Source organism: Sphingomonas carotinifaciens (assembly GCF_009789535.1).
GTDB classification, from domain to species: Bacteria; Pseudomonadota; Alphaproteobacteria; order Sphingomonadales; family Sphingomonadaceae; genus Sphingomonas; species Sphingomonas carotinifaciens.
The window spans coordinates 179,445-201,467 of record NZ_WSUT01000007.1 but is presented as its reverse complement, the minus strand read 5'-3'; the positions used below and the strand labels follow the sequence as shown (position 1 = coordinate 201,467).

The window sequence follows — 22,023 nt, the reverse complement described above, 5'->3', positions numbered from 1 at the left end:
GCGTCGAGGGACTTAGCGAGGAGGATCATTTCGCCAACGCCGTCGCCGCGCTGCGCGCCGCCGCCGATGCGGCGGAGGAAGCGGGCGTCATGCTGCTGCTCGAACCGCTCAACACCCGGCTGTTCGCGACCATGTATTTGGTCAGCACCAAGCTCGGTCTCGATCTGGTCGAGGCGGTCGACAGCCCGAACCTGCGCCTGCTCTACGACATCTGGCACAGCGCGGTGATGGGCGAGGACATGGCCGAGGTGCTGACCGACCGCATCCACCTCGTCGGCCATGTCCAGGCTGCCGACATGCCCGACCGCAACGAACCGGGTACGGGTACCCTGGACTGGACCGAGATCATGCGAACCCTGCGCGCCGTCGGATATGACGGGGCCATCGGCCTCGAATATTTCCCGACGATGCCGATGGCGCAGTCCCTCGACCAGTCGCGGCGGATGCTCGCCGACTGAGACGGGCGCGGCCCGCCCTTACCTCCGGCGCGACCGATCGCGTCTCATCATTTTCGGAACCCATCCATGCACAGCGATCAATTCGCGATGAGCCTCGACCTCATCAATCGCCATTATCAGGAACCCAACCGGAACCGGTACGAGAGCAAGTATTTCTGGGAGGAACTCTATCCGCTGATCGGCGCGTCGGGGTTTCGGTCGATCGAAATCCCCTATGAGCCGGTATGGCAGTTCGGCGGGCGCAGCGGCGTGCCGATGAACCGCTACTGCATTAACACCAAATACGAGAATACCGACAACTATCGCGCGGCGCTGGCGAAGGGCGATGTCGACCGGGTGGTCGGGGTGACGTTCGATTCCAACCTGTTCATGCGCAACGCCAACCTCGACTTCTATTTCGGGGCGACCGGGCATTTCGCGGGTGAGGCGCTGGCCCACGCCGCCGACCTGAATGCCGAGTATTTCGCGATCAGCCCGTCGGCCTATTACGGACGCATCGCCCATTATCATCCCGATCTTGAGGACAGGCTCGGCGCCTTCACCGAACGCGTGGTCGCACTGGTCGAAGGGCTTGCGGTAAAGGCCAAGGCGACGAGCGTCGCGTTGGTGCTGCGCAACGAATATTGGAGCGTGTTCCGGGGCGAACACATCCTGGCGCTGCTCGACCGGTTGCCGGCCGGCGTGAAGCTGGACGTTGATACCGCGCATCTGACGATCGCGGGGATCGACCCGGCGGCGTTCATCACCGCGCACCGCGACCGCATCGGCTGTGTTCATCTGACCGACACTGCCTTCGTCGACGATGCGGCGACGTGGAAGACGCCCAACCCCGAGTTTCCCGCGCATCGCGCGACGCAGGTGTTCCGCGATCCAGGTACCGGCGAGGTCGACGTGCCCGCCATCGTCAGCCTGCTGAACCAGCTGGGCTATGCCGGGCCGGTCGTTTGCAGCGCCCGCCAGACGCGCGACCCGTTCCGCGCGCTGCTGCGTACGCGCGCGCTCCTGAACCATTTGCAGAATTAAGCCGGACGGAGTCTCCGCGATGCCCAACATCCGCTATGCCAACATGTGCCACTGGAAGAGCATTCCCTATCGGAAGATCGATAATTTCCGCGAATTCTATTACGAGGACAAGACCAACACCGCCTATTATTCCGACTGGGACACGATCCTGAAATATCAGGCAGCACTTGGCTTCGACGGGATCGAGATCGCACCTTGGGATCTCGCCGACATCCTGCCGCTGTTCGGATCGCCCGAGAATTTCACCGCCTTCGCCAAGGACCGCGGCGTCGAGGTGATCGGCATGTTCCATGGCGCGCACGCCTCGCACCAGGCGGACCATTTCGACGAAGCGGTGCGTGCGGGTCGCGAAGCGGTCGAGACGATCGTGAAGTTCGGCGGCAGCTATATGAACACCTGCCCGACCCAGAATTATTACGGATCAGGTCCGCTGACCCGCGAAGAGGTGCAGCAATGCGCCCGGGTGATGAACGAGATCGGCCGCTATGCCACCGACTACGGGGTAAAGATCGGGCTGCACAACGAGTTCTTCTGCGCGATCAACCTGCCCAACCACCGCGAACTGATCGAATCGACCGATCCGCGTTATGTGCACTATTGCCTGGATACTGCGCAGGTAGCGATTATGGGCGAGGACCTGCTGACCTTTTACCGCGACTATCGCGACCGGATCAGCACCTTTCATCTGAAGGACACGGCGTCCGAGCGTCAGCCCGACAGCGTGCGCTATGCACAGGATCCCGAAATCACCGACGACGGGACGCGCTGGTTCTGGGAACCGGGGCTCGGTACGCTCGACCTGGCGGGTCTGTACCATCTGCTGAAGGAGGATCAGTTCAAGGGCTGGATGTCGATCGAATATGACGGCTCACCCGACCTGCTCGCATCGATGGCGCTGACCCGCTACCACCTCGATACGGTGCTGCGCCCGATCTACGACTGATCGCCCGTGGAGCATAGGCTAGGCGACTTTGCTCTCCCGCGATCGAAAAGCGCGTGGCGATACTCCGGCGTGGCGGGTGAAGAAGCGGGTGAAATAGGCGGGATCAGCAAAGCCTGCGGCGTAGCCGACCTCCGCAACCGACAAGTTGGTGTAGAGCAGCGCGCGCTTGACCTCGAGTATCGCGCGCTGGTCGAGCATCGCGGCGGGGGAGAGGCGGGCGACCTGTGCGCAAGCAGTACGTAGGCGGCTTTCGCTGACGCCGAGTGCTGCGGCATGGACCGCGATGGGTTCGCGCAGACGGAAGCGTTCGTCGATCCGCGCGCGGAAGCGGGCGACCAGCGCGCCTTGCTGGCCCGGCAAGCTGGCGGTGTCGGCAGCCGGTGGTCCGCCCGCGCGCCACGTCTCGACCAGGATGCCAAGCAAAGCAGCGTCGACCGCCGCATCATGGCCCGGTGCCGCCCAGCCAAGTTCCCGCATCAGTACCGTGACGCCCGCGCCGATCGCAGCGCATGCCGCCGCATCCAGCGGGATCACGCGCGGTAATCCGAATAGCGCCATCATACCGGGATAACGCACATCGAGCACCGATAGATGTCGCATCGACAGGGTCACGACCGACCCCGCCGATTCCTGCTGCCACGAAAAGCCGTGGACGACGCCGCTGGGAATCAACAGCAGCGCCGGGACTCCGACTGCCAACCGCGCATCCTCCGCGCGCATCTCGCCCCCGCCGCGATCGACTACGAACAACTGGACCAGATCGGCATGGGCGTGCGGCAGGATCGTCCATTCGCTGGGCCGCGACCGATCGTCCAAGCGTTCGGCGTGAACGAAGCCCTCCTCCACCGCCCGATGCGGCTCGCCATAGAGGTAGAAGCTGGGAATTGATCCGCCGTGCACCGCCTAGGGGTAACGGACCATGTTCGGATCGTCCAACTTTTCGTGTGGAGCGTCCATCGCTCCGCGCCGGCTGCAGCGGCATGATGCACTTCGGAACGGCGCAATCGCCGACGTAGGAGAGGACAGGATGCGGCACCGTACGCAGGTGGCGATCATCGGTGCAGGGCCGGCGGGAATGTTCCTGGTGCACCTGCTGCGCGCCGAGGGGATTGACGCCACCGTCATCGAACGCCGCGACCGCGATTATGTCGAGGGGCGGGTGCGGGCCGGGGTGCTCGAACAGGGTACCGTCGACCTGATGCGGCGGCTCGGACTGTCGACGCGCTTGGAGCGCGAAGGCCTAGTCCATGGCGGGACCAACGTGTCGCTCGACGGGCGGCTGTTCCGTATCGACATGGCGGCGCTGACCGGTGGCGCTACCGTCACCGTCTACGGCCAGCAGGAGGTGATGCGCGACCTGTTCGACGCGGCCGAGACCCGCGGGCTCGACATACGCTGGAATGCCGCCGACGTGACGCTGTCCGACCTCGATGGCGGCCGGCCGCTGGTGACGTGGCGCGACGCCGCCGGGCCGCAGTGGTTAGAATGCGATTTCGTGGTCGGCTGCGACGGCTATCACGGCGTCAGCCGCGTGGCGATCCCGGCCAATGTCCTACGCACCTTCGAGCGAGTGTACCCATTCGGCTGGCTCGGCGTGCTCGCCGATGTGCCGCCCGCCGAGCACGAGCTGATCTACGCCAATCACGAACGCGGCTTCGCGCTGGCGTCGATGCGCTCGCCCACCCGCAGCCGCTATTACATCCAGTGCGGGCTTGACGAGGATGTTGCCGACTGGTCCGACGACCGCTTCTGGGACGAACTCTGCGTCCGACTTGGACCGGAGACGGCAGCGAAGGTGACGCGCGGACCGTCGTTCGAAAAGTCGATCGCGCCGCTCCGCTCGTTCGTCGCCGAACCGATGCGGTGGGGGCGGCTGTTCCTGGCGGGCGACGCCGCGCACATCGTGCCGCCGACCGGCGCCAAGGGCATGAACCTGGCGGTGTCCGACGTGACGATGCTGGGCGAGGCGCTCGCCGACCATTATCATGACCGGAGCGATGCCGGCATCGACGGCTATTCCGCGCGGGCGCTGGCCCGGGTGTGGAAGGCCGAGCGCTTTTCGTGGTGGTTCACCTCGGTCACCCACCGGTTTCCGACCATGGACGGGTTCGACCGCCGCATCCAGATGGCCGAACTCGACTATCTGCGCGGCTCCCCCGCCGCGCAGCGGACCCTCGCCGAGAATTATGTCGGCCTACCGCTGGAGGCGGCATGACCCGCAAGATCTACGACTCTCCCACCGCCGCGCTCGACGGACTGTTGTTCGATGGCATGACGATCATGTCGGGCGGCTTCGGCCTGTCGGGCAATCCGGAAAGCCTGATCCCGGAGATTCGGGCAAGCGGGGTGAAGGGGCTGACCGTCATCTCGAACAATGCCGGGGCCGACGGTTTCGGCCTGTGGATGCTGCTGGAAAGCCGGCAGGTTGCGAAGATGATCTCCAGCTATGTCGGCGAGAACAAGCTGTTCGAGCAGCAATATCTCGGTGGCGAACTGGCGCTGGAACTGAGCCCGCAGGGGACGCTCGCCGAGCGCATTCGCGCAGGGGGAGCGGGCATCCCCGCCTTCTATACCAAAACCGGCGTCGGCACCGTCGTCGCGGAGGGCAAGCCGGTCGAGACGTTCGAGGGCGAGGAATATGTGCGCGAAACCTGGCTGCGCGCCGACCTGTCGATCGTGAAAGCATGGAAGGCCGATCCGGCAGGCAATCTGATGTTCCGCAAGACCGCGCGCAACTTTAACCCGAACATGGCTACGGCGGGCAAGGTGACCGTGGCGGAGGTCGAGGAGATCGTGCCCGAAGGCAGCTTCGATCCCGACTGCATCCATACGCCGGGCATCTATGTCGATCGCATCGTGCGCTCGACGATCAACGAGAAGCGGATTGAGAAGCTAACCACGCGCAGCCGGGAGGACGCGGCATGAGTTGGACCCGTGACGAAATGGCGGCACGCGCCGCGCGCGAATTGCAGGACGGGTTCTACGTCAATCTCGGCATCGGCATCCCGACGCTGGTCGCCAATTACGTGCCCGCGGGCATCGAGGTGACGCTCCAGTCGGAGAACGGCATGCTCGGCATCGGCCCGTTTCCCTATGAAGGCGAGGCGGACCCCGACCTCATCAACGCGGGAAAGCAGACGATCACCGCGCTGCTGACCTCGTCCTTCTTCTCCAGTGCCGACAGCTTCGCAATGATCCGCGGAGGCCATATCGACATGGCGATTTTGGGGGCGATGGAGGTGTCGGCGGCGGGCGACCTCGCCAACTGGACGATCCCAGGCAAGATGGTGAAGGGCATGGGCGGGGCGATGGACCTGGTCGCCGGGGTCCGCCGGGTCGTCGTGGTGATGGACCATGTGTCGAAGCATGGCGATCCGAAGATATTGCCCGACTGCACGCTGCCGCTGACCGGCAAGGCGTGCGTCGACCTCATCATCACCGACTTGGCCGTCATCGCCTGCGACAAGCCGGGCCTGCGCCTCATCGAATGTGCGCCTGGCGTCACCGCGCAAGAGGTTCGCGCCAAGACCGGGGCGGAGCTGAAGCTATGAGCTATGCCCATGACGATGCCGGCTCGCCGCCCGCGCTCTTTCCCGATTACGGATCGACCCGCACCCGCGCACCCATGCAAGCGCCGTTGCGGGTGCCGCAGACGCGGACCGAGACGACCGGTCCGACGGGGTGGGAGCGGCTGATGGGGCCGGCGCTGGCCGACCTGACGACGCAGCATGCCGGCGCGCCGCAGGGCCAGCGGATCATCGTGGCCGGCCGCGTGCTTGACGAGGACGGTCACGCGGTGCCGAACACGGTCATGGAAATCTGGCAGGCGAACGCTGCCGGCCGCTATATCCATGCCAAGGATCAATGGGACGCGCCACACGACCCGAACTTTACCGGGGCGGGGCGGGTCGTGACCGATGCGCAGGGCCGCTATCGCTTCGTGACGGTGCGGCCTGGAGCCTATCCATGGGGCAACCACCGCAATGCATGGCGGCCGGCGCATATCCATCTGTCGCTGCTTGGGCCGGCATTCGCGACCCGACTGGTGACGCAGCTCTATTTCCCCGACGATCCGCTGATTGAGATCGATCCGATCGCGAACGCAGTACCGATGCCGTATCGTCAGCGGCTGGTCGCCCGCTTCGACATGGACGTGACCGAGCCGAACTGGGCGCTCGGCTACCGCTTCGACGTGGTGTTGAAGGGCCGCGACCAGACGCCGTTCGAGGAGGACGACCATGACCATTGACGTCGCCGACCGCCGCCCGGCGCCGCGCGTCGACAATCAGGACCCGACGCTGTTCGGGCAGACGCCCAGCCAGACGGTCGGTCCCTTTTTCCACTATGGTCTGCCGTGGAAGGGTGGCGCCGATCTGGTCGGGCAATCGGACAGGGGCGCGCGACCCGAGCTGTTTCCCGAAGCGCATTATGTGCTGAACCTGTCCGCACCGACCGGCACCCCGGCGGGCGAGGTGATCGAACTCACCGGCCGCGTGGTCGACGGCGCGGGCGCACCGGTTCCCGACGCGATGCTCGAACTCTGGCAGGCGGATGCCGCCGGCCGCTATGGCGGGGAGCCGGACAGCGATCCGCATTTCGTCGGCTTCGGCCGCGCCGCGACCGGTGAGGACGGCCGCTATCGTTTCCGCACGATCCTGCCCGGCAGCATCGGACCGGGCCATGCACCGCATATCGCACTGTCCGTCTTCGGGCGAGGCCTCATCAAGCGGCTGGCGACGCGGGTCTATTTCGCCGGCATGGCGGCGGAGGACGCGATCCTGTCGCTGGTCCCGGCGGAGCGCCGCGCGACGCTGATCGCCACCGCCCGTGAAGAAGGCGTCTGGTCGTTCGACATCGTATTGCAGGGCGAGCGCGAAACCGTGTTCTTCGATCTGTGAGCGACCTGCTGCGCCTGCGCCCCGCCGCGACGGCGGACATGATCGCGGTGTTCGACGATGCCGCGACCATCGCTTATGCCTGCGCCTTCGAAACGGCACTGGCGCAGGGGCAGGCTGCGCATGGCGTGATCGCCCCCGACCTTGCCGAGGCGATCGCGGCGGGTGTCGACCCGGCGCGGATTGACGCTGCGGCCTTGGCCGAGGAAGCGGCGCTCGCGGGCACGCTCGCCATCCCGCTCGTCGCGCGACTCCGGGCGATGGTCGGCGGTGCGGCGGGGCAGGCGCTGCATCGCGGTGCGACCAGTCAGGACGTGGCCGACACGGTGCTGATGCTGCAGGTCCGCGCGGCGCACCGGTTGCTGGCGGGTGACGTTCGGCGCGTCGTCGACGCGCTGGGGAGGCACGCGCGCGTCCATGCCGATCGCGCGGCGATCGGGCGCACGTTGTTGCAGGAGGCGATGCCGGTCGCATTCGGCCTGCGGCTGGCGCAGGCGGCGCGCGGCATCGGCGATGCGCTGGCTATGCTCGACGCGGCGGTCGGACGTCATGCGAACCTGCAACTCGGTGGCGCGGCAGGAACACGTGCTGGGCTGGACGATAAGGGCACGGCGATTGCCGCGCAGATCGCCGATACGCTTGGCCTCGGGCGTGCATCGCCATGGCATGCCCGGCGCACCGGCGTGGCGGCGATCGGTGCCGCGCTCGGCATCCTCATCGGCGCGCTCGGCAAGGTGGCGCGCGACGTCGCCCTGCTGGCGCAGAACGGCGTGGGCGAGGCACGCGAGCCGCTGGTCGCCGGGCGGGGCGGTTCCTCGGCGATGGCGCACAAGCGCAATCCGACCGGCTGTCAAGTCGCGCTGTCGGCGGCGACGCGCGCGCCGGGACTCGTCGCGTCGCTGCTCGCCGGGCTGCCACAGGAACAGGAGCGCGGGCTGGGCGGCTGGCAGGCCGAAGGACCGGTGGTCGCTGATCTGTTCCTGCTCGCCAGTGGCAGCGCCGCCGCGCTGGCGCTCGTGGCCGAGGGGCTGGAGATCGACGAAGCCGCGATCGCCCGGAACTTGGCTGTCGCCGAGGTCGGCGACGATATCGGCGAGAGCATGGGCGTGATCGCCGAACTACTCGGCGAACAAGAGGACTGACGATGGCCATTACCCTTCGCGACGGCGTGCGTCTGCACTGGCGGATCGAGGGCGCCGCGGATCGTCCGGTGCTGGTGCTGCTCAATTCGATCGGCACCGACCTGTCGCTGTGGGATCGCACGGTTCCGCTGCTGCTGCCCACCTTCCGCCTGTTGCGCATCGATACGCGCGGGGCGGGGGGTTCGGATGCGCCGCCGGGCGACTACAGCCTGGCTATGCTCGCCGATGACGTGGCGGCGATCCTCGACGACGCCGGGGTGGCCCGCGCGGCGGTGGCGGGCGTGTCGCTCGGCGGCATGGTCGCGATGCAGCTGGCGCTCGATCATCCCGCGCGGGTCGCGGCGCTGACGTTGATCTGCACCTCGGCGACGATGGACCCGGCGGCCTGGAGCGCGCGCATCGACACGGTGCGCCGCGACGGCACGGCGGCGATCGCCGACATGGGCGTAGGCCGCTTCCTGTCACCGGGCTTCGCGACGCTTCACCCCGAGATTGCCGACACCCTGCGCGATGGTATCGCTTACCAGTCCGACGACGGCTATGCCGGGGCTGGGGCGGCGATCCGCGACATGGCGCTGGCCGACAGGATCGACGCGATCGCCGTACCAACGCTGGTGGTGACCGCGACGCTCGATGTCTCGACCCCCTATGCGGGGCATGGCGAGCATCTGCTGACCATTCCCGGTGCACGCCACGCTAGCCTCGACGGCGCGCATCTGCCACCGATCGAGGCACCGGGCGCACTGGCGAGCGCGCTGCGCGGATTCCTGTGCACCGACGCCGCCGCGACGAGCGCCGCCGACACGTTGTTCGATGCCGGCCTCGTCAACCGCCGCCGGGTGCTGGGCGACGCATGGGTCGATGCGAGCCTGGCGAAGCGCACCGCTTTCACCGCCGATTTTCAGGCGATGATCACCCGCATCGCCTGGGGCGAGATCTGGGGCCGCCCCGGCCTCGACGATCGCACCCGCCGGTTGCTGGTGCTTGCCGTCACCTGCGCGCTCGGACGGTGGGAAGAGTTCGCGCTCCACGTCCGCGCCGGGCTGTCGCGGGGGGGCTTCACGACCGACGACCTGAAAGAGGTGCTGATGCAGACCGCGATTTATGCCGGCGTGCCCGCTGCGAACACCGGTTTCGCCGAAGCGCAAAAGATCATCGCCATCATCGAACAGGAGGCCTGATGCCCGACGCTTACCTTTGCGACGCGGTTCGTACCCCGATCGGCCGCTTGAACGGCGCGCTGTCGAGCGTGCGTGCCGACGACCTCGCCGCGATTCCGTTACGCGCGCTGATGGAGCGTAACCGGCACGTCGACTGGGAAGCGATCGACGACGTCCTGCTCGGCTGCGCCAACCAGGCGGGCGAGGACAATCGCAACGTCGCGCGCATGGCGGTGCTGCTCGCCGGACTGCCTGATGCGGTGCCGGGCGGCACGATCAACCGGCTGTGCGGATCGGGCTTGAACGCCGTCGGCAGTGCTGCCCAGGCGATCCGTAGTGGCGATGCCGAACTGATGATCGCGGGCGGGGTCGAGAGCATGACCCGTGCGCCTTATGCTATGGGCAAGGCCACCGCCGCCTTCGATCGCACGCAGAAGATCGAGGACACGACGCTTGGCTGGCGCTTCGTCAACCCTGCGATGCAGGCGGCCTACGGCGTCGATACCATGCCGCAGACCGCCGAGAACGTCGCCGACCAATGGCAGGTCGGTCGCGAGGAGCAGGACGCTTTCGCTCTCGCCAGCCAGCAAAAGGCCGCCGCCGCGATCGCCAGCGGACGCATGGCCGCCGAGATCGTCCCCGTCACTATCCCCCAGCGCAAGGGGGATCCGATCATCTTCGCCCAGGACGAACATCCGCGCGCCACCAGCCTCGAAGCGCTTGCGAAACTGAAGCCCGTCGTCCGCGCCGACGGTACGGTCACGGCGGGCAATGCTTCGGGCCTCAACGATGGTGCTGCTGCGATGCTGATCGCGTCCGAAGCAGCGGCGGTCCAACACGGCCTCACACCCCGCGCCCGTATTCTCGGCATGGCGTCGTCGGGCATCGCGCCACGGGTGATGGGTGCCGGACCGATCGAGGCGGCGCGCAAGCTCTCCCGCATCACCGGGGTCGCCCTTGACCAACTCGACGTCATCGAACTCAACGAAGCCTTTGCCGCGCAGGCGATCGCGACGCTCCGCGACCTGAACATCGCTCCCGACGACCCTCGCGTGAACCGCAACGGCGGAGCGATCGCACTCGGACATCCGCTTGGTATGTCGGGTGCCCGCATCGCGATGAGTGCAGCGGAGGAACTGCGTCGTACTGGCGGCCGCTATGCGATGGCCTTCATGTGCATCGGTGTAGGGCAGGGGCTCGCTTTGCTTCTGGAGCGGAGTTAAATTGATTCTGGCATAAATCTGCGGCGGCGTGATGTGCAAACATTGTGGAAAGCGGACGTTCGTTCAGATGGCGGGGTAGGGGGCTCGAACGCCGGCCGGTGGTGGGAAGCGGCCTGTCCGCTTTCCAGCGTCGATCGCGACAAAGCGGACGCTCGTTCAGACGGCAGGGCAGCGGTCTCGAACGCCCGGCGGTGGGTGGTAAGAGGAATGGCCGCTCTTGAAGGCTCAGATCGCCTAATTGATCTTCCCTCGGTTTGACGGACACCAATGATAGGCTCTGCGGGGCCAGGAGGTGCATGATGGCGAGTACGACAAAACGTCGGTTCACGGACGAGTTCAAGCGCGAGGCGGTGGCGCTGTGGGAGACGAGCGGTCGCTTGCAGACCGAGGTGGCGGCGGAGCTGGGGATCATGCCGACGATGCTGCGTCGCTGGCAGCGAAAGCAGCAGGAGAGCAGCGCCCCGCCGGCAAGCCCGGCGGCGAAGCCGCCAGTATCGACCATGGCGTCGCCAGCGGATCAGGCGTCCGAGATTGCACGGTTGCGGCGCGAGCTGGACCGTGCGCGGATGGAGCGCGACATCTTAAAAAAAGCCGTCGGCATCTTTGCGGAGATGCCGCGGTGAAGTTCGCCTTTATCGAGCAGCATGCGTCCACTTGGCCGGTGAACGTCATGTGCCGCATGCTCGGCGTGTCGCGCAGCGGCTTTTACGACTGGCGTAGTCGCGCACCGAGCGCTCGGACGACAGCAAACCTGGCCCTGCTGCAAGATGTCCGCCGCCTCCAGGCGCGCCATCATGGACGATATGGCTCGCCGAGGATACATGCCGCCCTGCGGGCGGAGGGCTATCAGTGCAGCCGTGGCCGCGTTGAACGGCTGATGCGCCGCCATCGGATCCGCGCGCTGGCAGGCCGCCGGTTCCGGCCCTGCACGACCGACAGCCGCCACTATCTGCCGATCGCGCCGAACCTGCTGGCGCAGTGCTTCGTGGCAACCGCGCCGAACCAGATCTGGCTTGCCGACATCACCTACATCGCGACCGGCGAGGGCTGGCTGTATCTGGCCGCGGTACTCGACCTGGCGACACGCAAGATCGTTGGTTGGTCGATGCGCGATCACATGCGGACCGAACTGCCGCTCGCGGCGATGATGATGGCCGCTCAGCGGCAGCGTCCAGCGCCCGGCCTCATCTGCCACTCGGATCGCGGGTCGCAATACGCAGCCGGGGCCTATGTCGATTACCTGTCGGCGATCCGCGCCGTGCCCTCGATGAGCCGCACCGGCAATTGCTACGATAATGCCCCGATGGAAAGTTTCTTCCACACCCTGAAGGTCGAGCTGGTCCATCAATGCCGATGGGCCACCCAGTCGGAAGCCCGACAGGCGCTGTTCGGATACATCGAAGGCTACTACAATCGGCATCGTATGCATTCGGCCCTCGGGTATCTAACCCCCGAGCAAGCCGAGCAGCGCATGACCGGCTAACCCAGCGTGTCCGTCGAACCGAGGGAAGATCATAATCTGCGCTTCGTTTACCGGGCGACGGCGGTTACGGCCGCACCGGCTTCTCTGAGCGACGTAACCATCGCGAGCCGAAGGCCGGCTGGCCGAAGCTCGTGAGGTTCCGCGAGCCTTCTCTCCAAATGGATCGGACTGGCCGATGGCATGCGCGTGATCAAGTTCTAGCGGTTGGGCCTTCCGGAGCGAGCTCGTGCAGCGTGGCCAGGATTTGGGCTACGAGTTGCTCTGCCGGCGCGATCACGAACTCGCCGCCACCAGACCAGCCTCGCTCCTCGACGCTGCTGAGCACAGCCTGCTCGATCATGTAGGCGTCGGACGCCACTGGAAGAACTATAGACCAGTACTTGCGCCAGCGAAGGTCCAGCACGGCCGGGAGGCCGGCGTTAAGCTCGCCCAGGCGCCGCTCTACGTCGTTCGATATGCCAACCTTCAGGATGTCGAATCCGTGCGGCACGTCATGCCTGCTGGCAAGCCAGCTTCGGAAGCCGTTCAGGGTCAGGACGTAGACCTGCGTCTCACCATCGGACCGTGCCACGCCGAAGGAGCCGAAGGTCGGGACGGGACCACGGCTCGGCGTTCGCCCGCCGGGCCCCTCGATCTGCGTCGCTATGTCATGCCTTACCCGTTTTACCTCCGCGGCGAGCGCGACCGGATCGTTCGCTAGCAGTCGCCAGATCTCCGCGTTGAGGCGGTTCCCGTGGCCAAGGCCCGCTCTTCCGCTCTGCTGGAATGCGGGATCCTGCTGCGCGAGGTTCCGCAGCTTCATGGCGATACCTACGGGGTTGCGGAAGGTCTCGGGCCGGGGCGTTCCGGTTTCGCTGGCGAGGTCGCGCAGCGTCGCGGACAGCGCCGCGACCTCCGGGTGTCGCGCCTCTGCCGACGGATGTCGGAGGTAGAGGTCCAGCAGCAGGATGGTCTCGTCGCGCGACCAGGCGGGATTTCGGTCGCGCGACGCCGCCACAGGCACCTCAACCTTCTGCCACGATCGCTGCCACCACGCTCTCGATGAACGCCTCGCTGGCGAACGGGGCTTGTGCGTAGACGAGCGAGCTCTCGCCCTCCAGTCGGGCAAGCATGTGTCCGCGGCCGAGTAGGCGCTCGGCGCCCCTCTCGCCCAGCGAGATCTCCGACGTGCCCTCGGAGTCCACGCGGAGGATCAGCCTGTTCCCCAGCTGCGAGCGGAGCTGCACCGGCACGACGTTCGCGTCCGGCCTCTGCGCTGCGAAGATGAGGTAGATGCCGGCAGCACGCGCCTTGACGCCTAGCCGGCCGACGGTCGAGGTTACCGCCGCCTTGTATTCCTCCGTCAGCATCCACTCGGCGAACTCGTCGTGGATCACCCAGTATGAGGGGAGCTTCTCCGAGGGCAAGGCCGCCTTGGCGTTGTAGGCCGCGAGGTTCGCGACCCGGGCGGCTTTGAAGAGGCGGTAGCGCCGGTCCATTTCCTCGACCAGCGCCTCGAGCTTCTCCACCGCTGCGGACTGCTCGTCGATGACGCCCCCGTCCAGATGCGGCAGCTTGTCAAAGGCGAAGTAGTCGACGCCCTGCTTCGGGTCGATCAGCACGATGCGCGCCTGGGCCGGGGTGTTGGTGACCGCCAGGCCCAGGATGATGGACTGGACGAGCACCGATTTGCCCGATCCCGTGCTGCCGGCGACCAGGGTGTGCGGCGCATGGAGGCGGCCCGGGGAGAAGACGAGCAGCTCGTTGTCCTCCTCTCGAACCCCGACGACCAGGTCCTGGTTGCCGTGGTCGGAGGCGGATGGACGCCAGCGGTCCCACAGGGACTCGATCGAGACGACGCGGCGGCGGGGTCTCGCGACGTAGATGGCCACGGCGCCCGCCTCGGGACGGACCGAGATGATGCTCAGCCCGTGCGTGGTGAGGAGCTCAGAGCGCTTCTTCAGGACCTGCTCGACCGTCAGGTTGGAGCTGCCGGCGAAGCGCAGGATCGCCGCGTTGGGGGTCAGCGTCTGTTCAAGGGGCTTAGCCTGCAGGCCGAGCTGTTGGAGGGCGCTTCGCGTGGCGACCGCGACGGTGCCTAGCCACGCGGCGTCTTCCTCCTCGCTCGCGGGCGCGGCCGCGATCAGCCGCTCGATGATGCCGGCGACGCCGCTTCGCGGTGGCTCGTCGGCGGCCGGTTCGCTGGAAGCGGGCTTACCATGTGCCTGCGGATCTGCTGCGACACCGTCGGCGGCCTGCCCGGCGGGCGCCGCCTCCGTCTCCACGCCGACAACCGAATCTTCCCCGTCGGTGCGTGTTCCGGCGGTGGTTCCCGCGCGGGCGTCGCCATCGCTTTTCCGTGTGGTTCCACCGTCCAGGGCGACGGCGTCGGGAGCTGCGACGTTCGGGCGCGCACCGTCGAGGTAGGCTAGGAGGATGTCGCGCAGCTCGTGCCGGCCGAAGATGTACTGGGTGCAGCCCGTCGCGTTCGGGACGTCCGCGTTGTCGGTGACGCTCGTCTCGGTGGGCGTCGGCACGAACACGTGGCTGAAGCCCGCGATCTCGATGTCGCAATCGCCTTCGCGGACTGCCCTGCGCCACTCAGCTAAGGGGATGTGGCTGCTTGCGGGCACCTGGATTCCGTCGAGCATGAGGTCGCCAAGCCTGGACAGCCAGGACTCCCGGTCGAGACGATGCTCGCCCTCGAGTGCGTCCCTGATCCTGTGCACGGTGTCGCGCAGCTGCTTCTCGGACTCCCGCCGCTTCGTCGAGAGGGAGCCTGCGTCGACGTATTTCGCCTCGGTTACCACGATCCTGAGGCGCATCCTGCCGGAGGCGTTGGTCGACGGCGCGAGTGCGACGATGTCGGCTTGGGTCTCCTCCCGCGCGCCCAGCCATGCCGCGTAGTCGTCCAGGAAGTACCAGCCCACCAGCTGGTCCCGGCCGAGCCAGTGGTGGGTGAGGTATCGGCTCAGGACGACGCCGATCAACTCGCTCGCCGACTCGCCGCGCTTGGCGGCGCGCAGGACGATGTCCCCCGACACGTCGTTGGCGTCCGCGATCAGCTTGTCGGCGAGCCGCTCGAGGGCGGACCGCTCAAGATCGAGATGGAGCAGCTCGAGCCGGCGGACGATCATCGAGCGGAGCAGGCTGAGCGGCGCCCGGGACGAGATGATCGTGTTCCTACCCTGCGCGGCAGCCTGCTTGTAGCGGATGACGCGCACCGCCTGGTTCTGGAGCTGGCGGCGGTCCAGGAGTTCGTCGTGGTTGACCACCCAGACGCCCAGGTCGTGCGTCTCGTTGAAGATCCGCGCGGTGCGCTCGTCGCGGAAGTCCAGCTGGCGCACCGGCAGCGGGCGGTTCCCACCCGGCCCTGGGACCTCGTGCCGGACAAAGGTGGAGAGCGCGCCGATGTGCGCCCACCCTTCCGTCGTCTGCACCGGGCAGCACAGGAAGGCCGTCGACTTGAGGTCGTCGGCGGCGGCCGGCCGGCGCCTCGACCATCGGGCCGGCAGGAGCGCCTCCAAGGCGGCCGGCGTGCCGTCCACCTGATACCATTCGAGCGAGGCGTGCCGGGAGATGACGTCCTGGCTGAACACAATATCGTAGGGCCGCCCGTCGCGCGGGTCTGGCGGGGAAGCCTGGTCCGCGATGACGCTGATGCGCAGGCGGGCCATGAAGTCCTGGGTCGCCTCGGACGATGAGTAGGCGTCGGGTGCGTCGTCGTCCGCTGCTAGGATCGCGCGGTAGGTGTCGCGTAGTCTGCTCGGGTCGGTGTGGCGGAGCATCACTTGGCACCGCAGGTCGTCGGTCTCGTCCTGCATGTTTCCGAGGCCCGCGACCACCTGTTGCGGGAGCCGGGTCGATTCACAGTTGTACAGGACCACCGACATGTTGGAGCGTTCGTGCGGATTGAGAGCGAGGTAGCGCTCAACCAGGCCGAGCAGGCAATCCCCGCCTGACTGGGCGTCGTCCCCGACGTCGGCGGGACCGTCCGGCGCAAGGACGGGCCGCTCGTGGAGCGTGTAGTCCCCCCTCTGGGCGACCAGCGACAGGAGCTCGGGTTTGCGGGAGTTCCAGGTGAGCGTGACCTCGGGGTAGAACGGATGGTCGATGTCGGTGGCCAGATCCTTGAAGAACAGTTTCGTGTCCCCGGCGAGGCCCTCGGCGCCGTCCAGGACCATGCTGACGACCTCGGCCACCAGGTGGGCCTTGCGCCACATCGCGGCGAGGCGGAGCGGGTGCCAGGGCGCAATGATCGCCGCCGGCGAGCCATCGTCCACCGTCGCCTGTCCGAGTTCCAGGATGGGCCGGAGCAGGAGTTCGCGGTTGCGGTCCCCGGTCGCGAGCCTGACGACCCTTTCGAGGAGATCGGCGTATGCCTTCGCCTGCTCCCGCACGGCGGGCGCTCCTGCACCTCCGGCGCGGAACCCGCCGATCGCGAGGCCGTAGGCCTGCTGGAACTTAGAGAAAGCGTGCGAAAGCTCGTCCACGGACGCCGCGTCGATGAGCCCGTCTCGCCGCGCCGCAGCCAGGTTCGCACGCCAGACGACCCCGACGTCCCTCTCGCGCCGGTATGTCGGGAGCAGCGAGCCACGGTCGCGGTCGTATGTCGGCACGAGCGACCGGACGTTGTCGAGGTCGATGGCGCCCGCGCGCCGCCCTGCGAACGCCGCCTCGCGCGCCGCTCGGCCGAGTAGCAGAGGGTGGGCCTCCAGTCGCTCCCAATCGTCTACGAGCTGCGAGGCGATGTTCTCCGGCTGGTAGCGCCAGATGAGTTGTGCGGAGACGACGCTCGTGTCCCCTGTCGCGCTCAGCGTCTCTAGCTCCACTTGGAACCTCAGCTGCAAGGCGGGCTTGGCGACGGAGCGATTCGACGCGGCCTTGTCCTTCGTCCGCCGCCACTCGGCCACGACCCCGGCGAAGTCCGGCAGGGAGCCCAGCTCCCACTTCACCCGCGGGCCGAACAGCGCCGGCAGCCCGGCGTATCGGAGCGCGAAGTAGAGGCCCGCGTCGGTGTTGATGCCCTTCAGGTCACGCTTGGTCGCCTGGTCGCAGCGCACCCGCAATGTCCGGCTCGATCCCAGCGAGGCCCTGACGAGCAGCGTCTCCATGGTTGCCCCTAGGCCGGCGAGGAAGTCGTCGGTCTCGCGCGGTCGCCCGAAGATGAACTTGTCCCAGGCGGACTTGAGCTTGCGGTCGGCCCGCATCTCGTCCCGGTGGTCCTCGTGGAAGGCCAGGTCCTGCTCGCGGGGCTCGACCGGCATCCTCGCCTTCAAGCTCCTGAGGTATTCCGCGTCCTCGGCGGACAGGCGGCCCGGCTCACCCTCCTCGTAGAAGCGGATCGTCTCCCCGCCCAGGTTTAGCTTCTCGCGGGCAAGCCCTTCGAAAAGCGGGCGGACGTGGTCCCACTCGCACTCCGCGAGCTCCTCGGCCCGTGCGTTCCATCCCGGCGGCGCCGCGATGAAGCGGGTGATGGCGCCGTGGATGACCTCGGGGATCGCGTCCCGCACCTTCGCGAACGCTGCCGCGAGGTCGTCCTCGTTCAGCATGATCTGGTTCTGGGTCTCCTTCAGGAGGAAGGGCCGCCGCCGCCGCCGGAGCGAGGCGTACTCGCGTCGCCAGATGGACGGGAAGTTGCGCGACCTTTCCTTCACGTTGAGGAAAGCGGTCCGGTCGCGAGGCATCTGCAGCTGCGGCAGTGCGTAGCCGAGCGCGTCGATGATCGGATTGCCCTCGACCGCTACGGCCTGCCGGACCGCCAGAACGTATGCCGTGAACCTGTCGAGCGAGGTGATCGAAAGCTGCACCAGCCCGACCAGCGCCCGTTCCCACCATGTCGCGGCCTCGTCGGTGAGGGCTAGGCCGCGTCCGGCTTCCCGCACCCAAACCGGCATCCGCTCGAGGAGCTGCGCAACGCCGAGCGGGGTAAGCTCGTGCAGCGACATGTCCTCCGTCTCCTCGCCGGGCGGAGTGGCGTTGGTGATGAGGTATGCGCTTCGGTCGCAGCGGGCACTTCGGTAATAGGTGGCGTTTCGGGACGTCAGCACGTCGGCGGGCATGCCGGTGTCCGCGAAAAGCGCCTGGGGCAGGCGCACGTGGATGCGCTGTGCGAGGTGCGGATCCGCCAGCACCGCCTGGGTGATCGCCACGGTTTGAGGGACGCTCAGCCCATCCAGCAGGATGCGCGCCGTGCCGCCTGACGCCTCGGCGTCCGCAAGGACCTCGTGGAGGAATACGGCGGCGACGCTGCCAAGGAGGCGATTGCCGTCCACTCGGGGATCCGGTTCGCTCATCTGACCGTCCCGCGCGCGAGGGGGTTCTCGACGTAGGCGCAGGCGTCGGAGAGCCTTCGGAGCATGCCGAGCGTCCGCAGCCGTCGCTGGAGGCGCGCCGAATTGCTCTGGAAGGACTTCTTGTCGAAGTCCTCCGACCCCAGCACCCGTGCGGCCTCCCGTTCGCCGATAACCAGCCCGTAGCGCTCGAAGAGCAGCTCCAGGAACTCCGCGAAGTTCATGCGCACGGGCACGTTCGCTAGGATGAGGGTCTTCAGCAGCCCGTCGGTTGGTGCGTAGCGGAGCTGCGTGGTCCCGCGCCGCGAGACGAGGCCTGCGCCGGCGCCGTAGGATCGGTGCACGTTCGCGACGTGCTGCCGGTGTCGTGCGACGGCGGCGCGCCGGAGCGACGCGAGGAGTTCGGCGGGTTCCTGCGGTCCGCTGTAGTCGTCCCCGTCGGGCCAGCGCACCTTCTCGACCATGACCGAGCGGCAATCGTGGAAGGGGGCGTCGCCCTCGAGCGCCTCGGTCCATGCGCCGCTTGAGCCGATGGCGGCGACGTAGGCCTCGACGGCGCGCTGCGGCAGCGCGTCGTTGGTCTGGAAGCTCGAGATGGAGAGTTCGCGCACCGGTGTCCGACGGGAAGCGATGACCTCGCATATGAAGGTGGGCTTCGCCATTGCCGCGGTCTCGGCCGCGACGTCGAGCTGGTACTTCATCAGGTGCAGGGCGCTTAGGCGGGCGAGGTGCGGATAGGCGTCGAAGCGCGGCAGGCGCTGCGCGAAGATCGACAGCCAGTCCCGGGCCACGTCGTCGAAGGACTGGTGGGAGGCGTAGGGAAGGTAGCTGTTGCCACGGGTCTGGCGGTCCTCGGAGTATGGCGGCTCCAGGAGGGCCATCAGCTTGTCGCAGGGGTCTCCGTCGAAGGCGGCCACTAAGTGGGGACGTAGCGCGTCCGCCAGACTCGAGCGCGCGATCATCTGGTAGAGCAGCTCGCCCGGAAGCCCGAAGTTGATGTATTCCCGCGAGCCCTTCGGATTCAGGTCCTCGTAGAGGGCGTGCCGCCCGAACGGAAACACGAACCGGGAGCTCCACCGCTTGTTCGAACCGTTCTCGATCGTCGAGCTGCGCAGCATCCCGATGAGTGCCGCGAAGTCTCGGAAGGAGGCGAACCTGCTCCGGAGGTAGTCGAAGTCCCCCTTGGCTATGCCCTGGGCGGCCCGCGCCATGAGCGGCAGCCACTTGTCCCAGGCCGCCGCGTCCGACAGGCCCTCCGCCGCGATCCTGACGAGTGCCTCGTTGTTGTAGAGGATGTTGCGGGCGAACATCCGTTGGGCCGGCTTGAACGTCAGCGGGTAGGGACTGCCCCCTGGGCCGAACAGGTCGCCCTCGCGGTCCCGCGCCTCGGCCACGCCCAGGAACTCGAGGAAGATGAGCCAGGGCGTCGTCGAGTCCCAAAGGCGGTGGCCCCAGATCTGCTCGTCCACCCACATCGCGTTGTTGGGGTGGTGGCCGACTGGCGGTGGGGGCAGCGTCTCAAGCATAGGCCACCTCGATGACCTCGTCGGCCGGCTCGCCGGCCGCGTTGAGCGTGAGCAGCCGAAAGCTCAGATCATCCGAGGGGGCTGGTTCGCGCAGCTGGTTTAGTGCTGCCAGGATCTTGCTCTTGAACGCCAGGATGTCCTCGTGACACTCGCGGGAGAAACTGCTCGGCAGCGCTCCCTCTGCGACGCGCATGAGGAACTCGAACCGCACTAGGTTGAGCGAGAGGCGGACCTCGACGCCGGCGTCGAGTTGGACGGTGAGGGTGGGGAGCCGGCCGTCGGGCAGGATGTCGACGCGCTCGCCGCGACGCGGCGCTACGGAAACGCGGTCCTCGAGGAGCTGACTGGTGCCGGCGCCGGAGTTCGAGAGGCTGGTGGCGAGGAGCAGTTCGCGGTCGGTGGAGACCAACATTCCAGTGAAAACACGGTTCAGGCCGTTCACGAGACGCGCGAGAATGTGGCGCGGAACGCGCTCGCTCCGCCTGAGGGGCGTGGCAACCTGGTCGAGGAACTGACCCGCATGGCTGAACACCGTCAGGCTCCACAGGTTGAGCTCCTCGACCTGCCCCGGAGGTATGGCGAAGAACATCGCGCGCCTCTGGCCCGCCATGAGGTTGAGGAAGGGGTGCTCGCCGTCGGCGTCCACCTCGGGCCGCTCGAGATAGGAGTTCCGGACGGCGCGAAGGTGCTCGAGCCGGGACGCCGGCATGCGCTCGACCAGCAACGCGTCATAGTAGGGTTTAAGCGCGTCGTCCTCAGCGCCAAAGAGAAGGATGTTGTCGATGCGGTTCGTCGTCTCCTCCCCGATGCCGAAGCGGTTGAGGAACTCCATGATCTCGAGGCTCTCGCGCCGAGGCTGCGTCAGGTTGGCTCCAAAGAGGTTCTGGTGGATGTCGCCGAGGTGGGCGTCGCCCTGCTTGAGGCGCGGCCGAATGTCGGCCGGCGAGAGCAGGCGTTCCTTCGCCCGCGGATGCCCCAGGATCGCGTTCGCGAGTAGCAGCAGGACGCGCCGGATCGGCACATGCAGCTCGCTCAGATCGAGGAGCTCGAACAGCTGCCTGAGCCGTGTCCGGAACGACGGGTGGGATATCAGCTCGAAGTTCTGGCGGATCGGGCAGTCGGGACCGAAGAAGCCGTCCGCCTCTCCCTCCGCGTATGCGGCGGCCCATCCTTCGTGCAGGAGGATCGCGTCCAGGGCGAGGTCGAGCAGTTCGGCGCAGGGAACGTAGCTGAGGTGGAAGAACGCCACCCGTCCCGGCTCCGTGGCGTCCCCGACGAGGCGGGCCTCCAGGGTGCGCTGCGCGGCCACGGACGCGTCGTCCTCCAGGCGCCTCCAGGCCTCCATGAGCTGCCCGTCGTTCGCCGCCACAATGAAAATGCAGTCCGGATCCTCCTCAAGAAACGAGCGGCTGATCGCCGCGAGAAGCGTCCTCTTGTCCGGATACGGGCCGTGCGGTCCGTCCGGCGGGAGGCCGGTCAGGTCACGGACGACGCCCACCGTCCGCGATCGGCCCGCTATCTCAGCGGCGGCCTCGTGGTAGATCTCGTCCGACGCCCAGGACGCCTCGTCTCCATTCAGCGCCAGCCAAGCCTTTCCGCAAAGCCGGCTCTTCCCATCACCCGCGGTCCCGGTGAGGACGATGCTGGTCGCGGCGGGGGTGTGAGGTTTGAGCAGGCCGAGCAGCTCCGTCTCGACCGGATGCGGGAAGTCGATGGGCCTTACGCCGAGCCGGCGGGCGGCCCGCTGGATGTGCTCGTCGTACATGTTCTCGTTCTGCGAGATGGGCCCGTACTGGCGAAGGAACCGCACCCACCTTTCGCCCAGTCCCGACAAGCCATCCCCCATTTGCGTCCCGCGTCCATCTCAGCACATCGCACGCCGGTAAGTCACTCGCCAA

General features: G+C 67.2%; 17 protein-coding genes. 12 read left to right on the top strand and 5 right to left on the bottom strand.

Features of this window, described 5'->3' with window-relative positions:
- The 3 genes from GQR91_RS19055 to GQR91_RS19045 form a co-directional block, all read left to right on the top strand.
- Nucleotides 1-458, top strand: a 458-nt coding sequence (locus tag GQR91_RS19055) for a TIM barrel protein (RefSeq protein WP_164727774.1), incomplete at its 5' end; no start/stop codon positions are given.
- Nucleotides 459-524: 66 nt separating this feature from the next.
- Entirely contained in the window at nucleotides 525-1,481 is a 957-nt protein-coding gene (locus tag GQR91_RS19050) for a sugar phosphate isomerase/epimerase family protein (protein WP_149683047.1), read from the top strand.
- Between the two features lie 19 nt (nucleotides 1,482-1,500).
- Nucleotides 1,501-2,424, top strand: coding sequence for a sugar phosphate isomerase/epimerase family protein (locus GQR91_RS19045; RefSeq protein ID WP_149683046.1), 924 nt, complete (start codon nucleotides 1,501-1,503; stop codon nucleotides 2,422-2,424).
- 18 nt (nucleotides 2,425-2,442) lie between these two features.
- Here the strand turns inward: GQR91_RS19045 and GQR91_RS19040 are convergent, their stop codons facing one another.
- Complete coding sequence (locus tag GQR91_RS19040; RefSeq protein ID WP_149683045.1) at nucleotides 2,443-3,324, bottom strand: helix-turn-helix domain-containing protein; 882 nt, start codon at nucleotides 3,322-3,324, stop codon at nucleotides 2,443-2,445.
- A 127-nt stretch (nucleotides 3,325-3,451) separates the two neighbouring features.
- On the opposite strand from GQR91_RS19040, the gene pobA reads away from it, so the two are divergent.
- From pobA to GQR91_RS18995, 9 genes are all read left to right on the top strand, one after another.
- Nucleotides 3,452-4,639 carry a 4-hydroxybenzoate 3-monooxygenase gene (pobA, locus tag GQR91_RS19035; RefSeq protein ID WP_149683044.1) on the top strand — a complete coding sequence of 396 codons (1,188 nt, stop codon included), beginning with the start codon at nucleotides 3,452-3,454 and terminating at the stop codon, nucleotides 4,637-4,639.
- Nucleotides 4,636-5,349, top strand: a complete 714-nt coding sequence (locus GQR91_RS19030; RefSeq protein ID WP_149683043.1) for a CoA transferase subunit A — start codon at nucleotides 4,636-4,638, stop codon at nucleotides 5,347-5,349. The genes pobA and GQR91_RS19030 overlap by 4 nt, the downstream gene beginning before the upstream one ends.
- Nucleotides 5,346-5,975, top strand: coding sequence for a 3-oxoacid CoA-transferase subunit B (locus GQR91_RS19025; RefSeq protein WP_149683042.1), 630 nt, complete (start codon nucleotides 5,346-5,348; stop codon nucleotides 5,973-5,975). The genes GQR91_RS19030 and GQR91_RS19025 overlap by 4 nt, the downstream gene beginning before the upstream one ends.
- Nucleotides 5,972-6,673, top strand: coding sequence for a protocatechuate 3,4-dioxygenase subunit beta (pcaH, locus tag GQR91_RS19020; RefSeq protein WP_149683041.1), 702 nt, complete (start codon nucleotides 5,972-5,974; stop codon nucleotides 6,671-6,673). The genes GQR91_RS19025 and pcaH overlap by 4 nt, the downstream gene beginning before the upstream one ends.
- Nucleotides 6,663-7,322, top strand: a complete 660-nt coding sequence (pcaG, locus tag GQR91_RS19015; protein WP_149683040.1) for a protocatechuate 3,4-dioxygenase subunit alpha — start codon at nucleotides 6,663-6,665, stop codon at nucleotides 7,320-7,322. Before pcaH ends, pcaG begins: the two co-directional genes overlap by 11 nt.
- The gene (locus tag GQR91_RS19010; RefSeq protein WP_149683039.1) at nucleotides 7,319-8,461 is read left to right on the top strand and encodes a lyase family protein; all 1,143 of its coding nucleotides are present in this window, start codon (nucleotides 7,319-7,321) and stop codon (nucleotides 8,459-8,461) included. Before pcaG ends, GQR91_RS19010 begins: the two co-directional genes overlap by 4 nt.
- Before the next feature lie 2 nt (nucleotides 8,462-8,463).
- Complete coding sequence (gene pcaDC, locus GQR91_RS19005; protein ID WP_149683038.1) at nucleotides 8,464-9,642, top strand: bifunctional 3-oxoadipate enol-lactonase/4-carboxymuconolactone decarboxylase PcaDC; 1,179 nt, start codon at nucleotides 8,464-8,466, stop codon at nucleotides 9,640-9,642.
- Entirely contained in the window at nucleotides 9,642-10,844 is a 1,203-nt protein-coding gene (gene pcaF / locus GQR91_RS19000; RefSeq protein ID WP_149683037.1) for a 3-oxoadipyl-CoA thiolase, read from the top strand. Before pcaDC ends, pcaF begins: the two co-directional genes overlap by 1 nt.
- Before the next feature lie 299 nt (nucleotides 10,845-11,143).
- A protein-coding gene (locus GQR91_RS18995; protein ID WP_149683036.1) for an IS3 family transposase occupies nucleotides 11,144-12,327 on the top strand; the annotation gives its coding sequence in 2 pieces (ribosomal slippage) (nucleotides 11,144-11,423 and nucleotides 11,423-12,327; 1,185 coding nt in all).
- 190 nt (nucleotides 12,328-12,517) lie between these two features.
- Here the strand turns inward: GQR91_RS18995 and GQR91_RS18990 are convergent.
- Genes GQR91_RS18990 through GQR91_RS18975 form a run of 4 tightly spaced genes read right to left on the bottom strand, consistent with a single transcriptional unit; the run spans nucleotide 12,518 to nucleotide 21,959 of the window.
- Nucleotides 12,518-13,324 (bottom strand): GIY-YIG nuclease family protein, encoded by an 807-nt coding sequence (locus GQR91_RS18990; RefSeq protein ID WP_149683035.1) that lies wholly within the window; start codon nucleotides 13,322-13,324, stop codon nucleotides 12,518-12,520.
- Between the two features lie 7 nt (nucleotides 13,325-13,331).
- Nucleotides 13,332-18,602 (bottom strand): FtsK/SpoIIIE domain-containing protein, encoded by a 5,271-nt coding sequence (locus GQR91_RS18985; RefSeq protein WP_149683034.1) that lies wholly within the window; start codon nucleotides 18,600-18,602, stop codon nucleotides 13,332-13,334.
- Nucleotides 18,599-20,125 carry a methylation-associated defense system protein MAD7 family protein gene (locus GQR91_RS18980; protein WP_149683033.1) on the bottom strand — a complete coding sequence of 509 codons (1,527 nt, stop codon included), beginning with the start codon at nucleotides 20,123-20,125 and terminating at the stop codon, nucleotides 18,599-18,601. The genes GQR91_RS18985 and GQR91_RS18980 overlap by 4 nt, the downstream gene beginning before the upstream one ends.
- The gene (locus GQR91_RS18975) at nucleotides 20,118-21,959 is read right to left on the bottom strand and encodes a hypothetical protein (protein WP_149683032.1); all 1,842 of its coding nucleotides are present in this window, start codon (nucleotides 21,957-21,959) and stop codon (nucleotides 20,118-20,120) included. The genes GQR91_RS18980 and GQR91_RS18975 overlap by 8 nt, the downstream gene beginning before the upstream one ends.
- Nucleotides 21,960-22,023 lie beyond the last annotated feature (64 nt).

What these genes read in the sequence shown, in the direction of transcription:
- GQR91_RS18985 (WP_149683034.1), bottom strand. Translation starts at nt 18,602, where the DNA reads ATGAGCGAACCGGATCCCCGAGTGGACGGCAATCGCCTCCTTGGCAGC.
- GQR91_RS19030 (WP_149683043.1), top strand. Translation starts at nt 4,636, where the DNA reads ATGACCCGCAAGATCTACGACTCTCCCACCGCCGCGCTCGACGGACTG.
- pobA (WP_149683044.1), top strand. Translation starts at nt 3,452, where the DNA reads ATGCGGCACCGTACGCAGGTGGCGATCATCGGTGCAGGGCCGGCGGGA.
- GQR91_RS18980 (WP_149683033.1), bottom strand. Translation starts at nt 20,125, where the DNA reads ATGCTTGAGACGCTGCCCCCACCGCCAGTCGGCCACCACCCCAACAAC.
- pcaH (WP_149683041.1), top strand. Translation starts at nt 5,972, where the DNA reads ATGAGCTATGCCCATGACGATGCCGGCTCGCCGCCCGCGCTCTTTCCC.
- GQR91_RS19045 (WP_149683046.1), top strand. Translation starts at nt 1,501, where the DNA reads ATGCCCAACATCCGCTATGCCAACATGTGCCACTGGAAGAGCATTCCC.
- GQR91_RS19025 (WP_149683042.1), top strand. Translation starts at nt 5,346, where the DNA reads ATGAGTTGGACCCGTGACGAAATGGCGGCACGCGCCGCGCGCGAATTG.
- pcaF (WP_149683037.1), top strand. Translation starts at nt 9,642, where the DNA reads ATGCCCGACGCTTACCTTTGCGACGCGGTTCGTACCCCGATCGGCCGC.
- GQR91_RS19050 (WP_149683047.1), top strand. Translation starts at nt 525, where the DNA reads ATGCACAGCGATCAATTCGCGATGAGCCTCGACCTCATCAATCGCCAT.
- pcaG (WP_149683040.1), top strand. Translation starts at nt 6,663, where the DNA reads ATGACCATTGACGTCGCCGACCGCCGCCCGGCGCCGCGCGTCGACAAT.
- pcaDC (WP_149683038.1), top strand. Translation starts at nt 8,464, where the DNA reads ATGGCCATTACCCTTCGCGACGGCGTGCGTCTGCACTGGCGGATCGAG.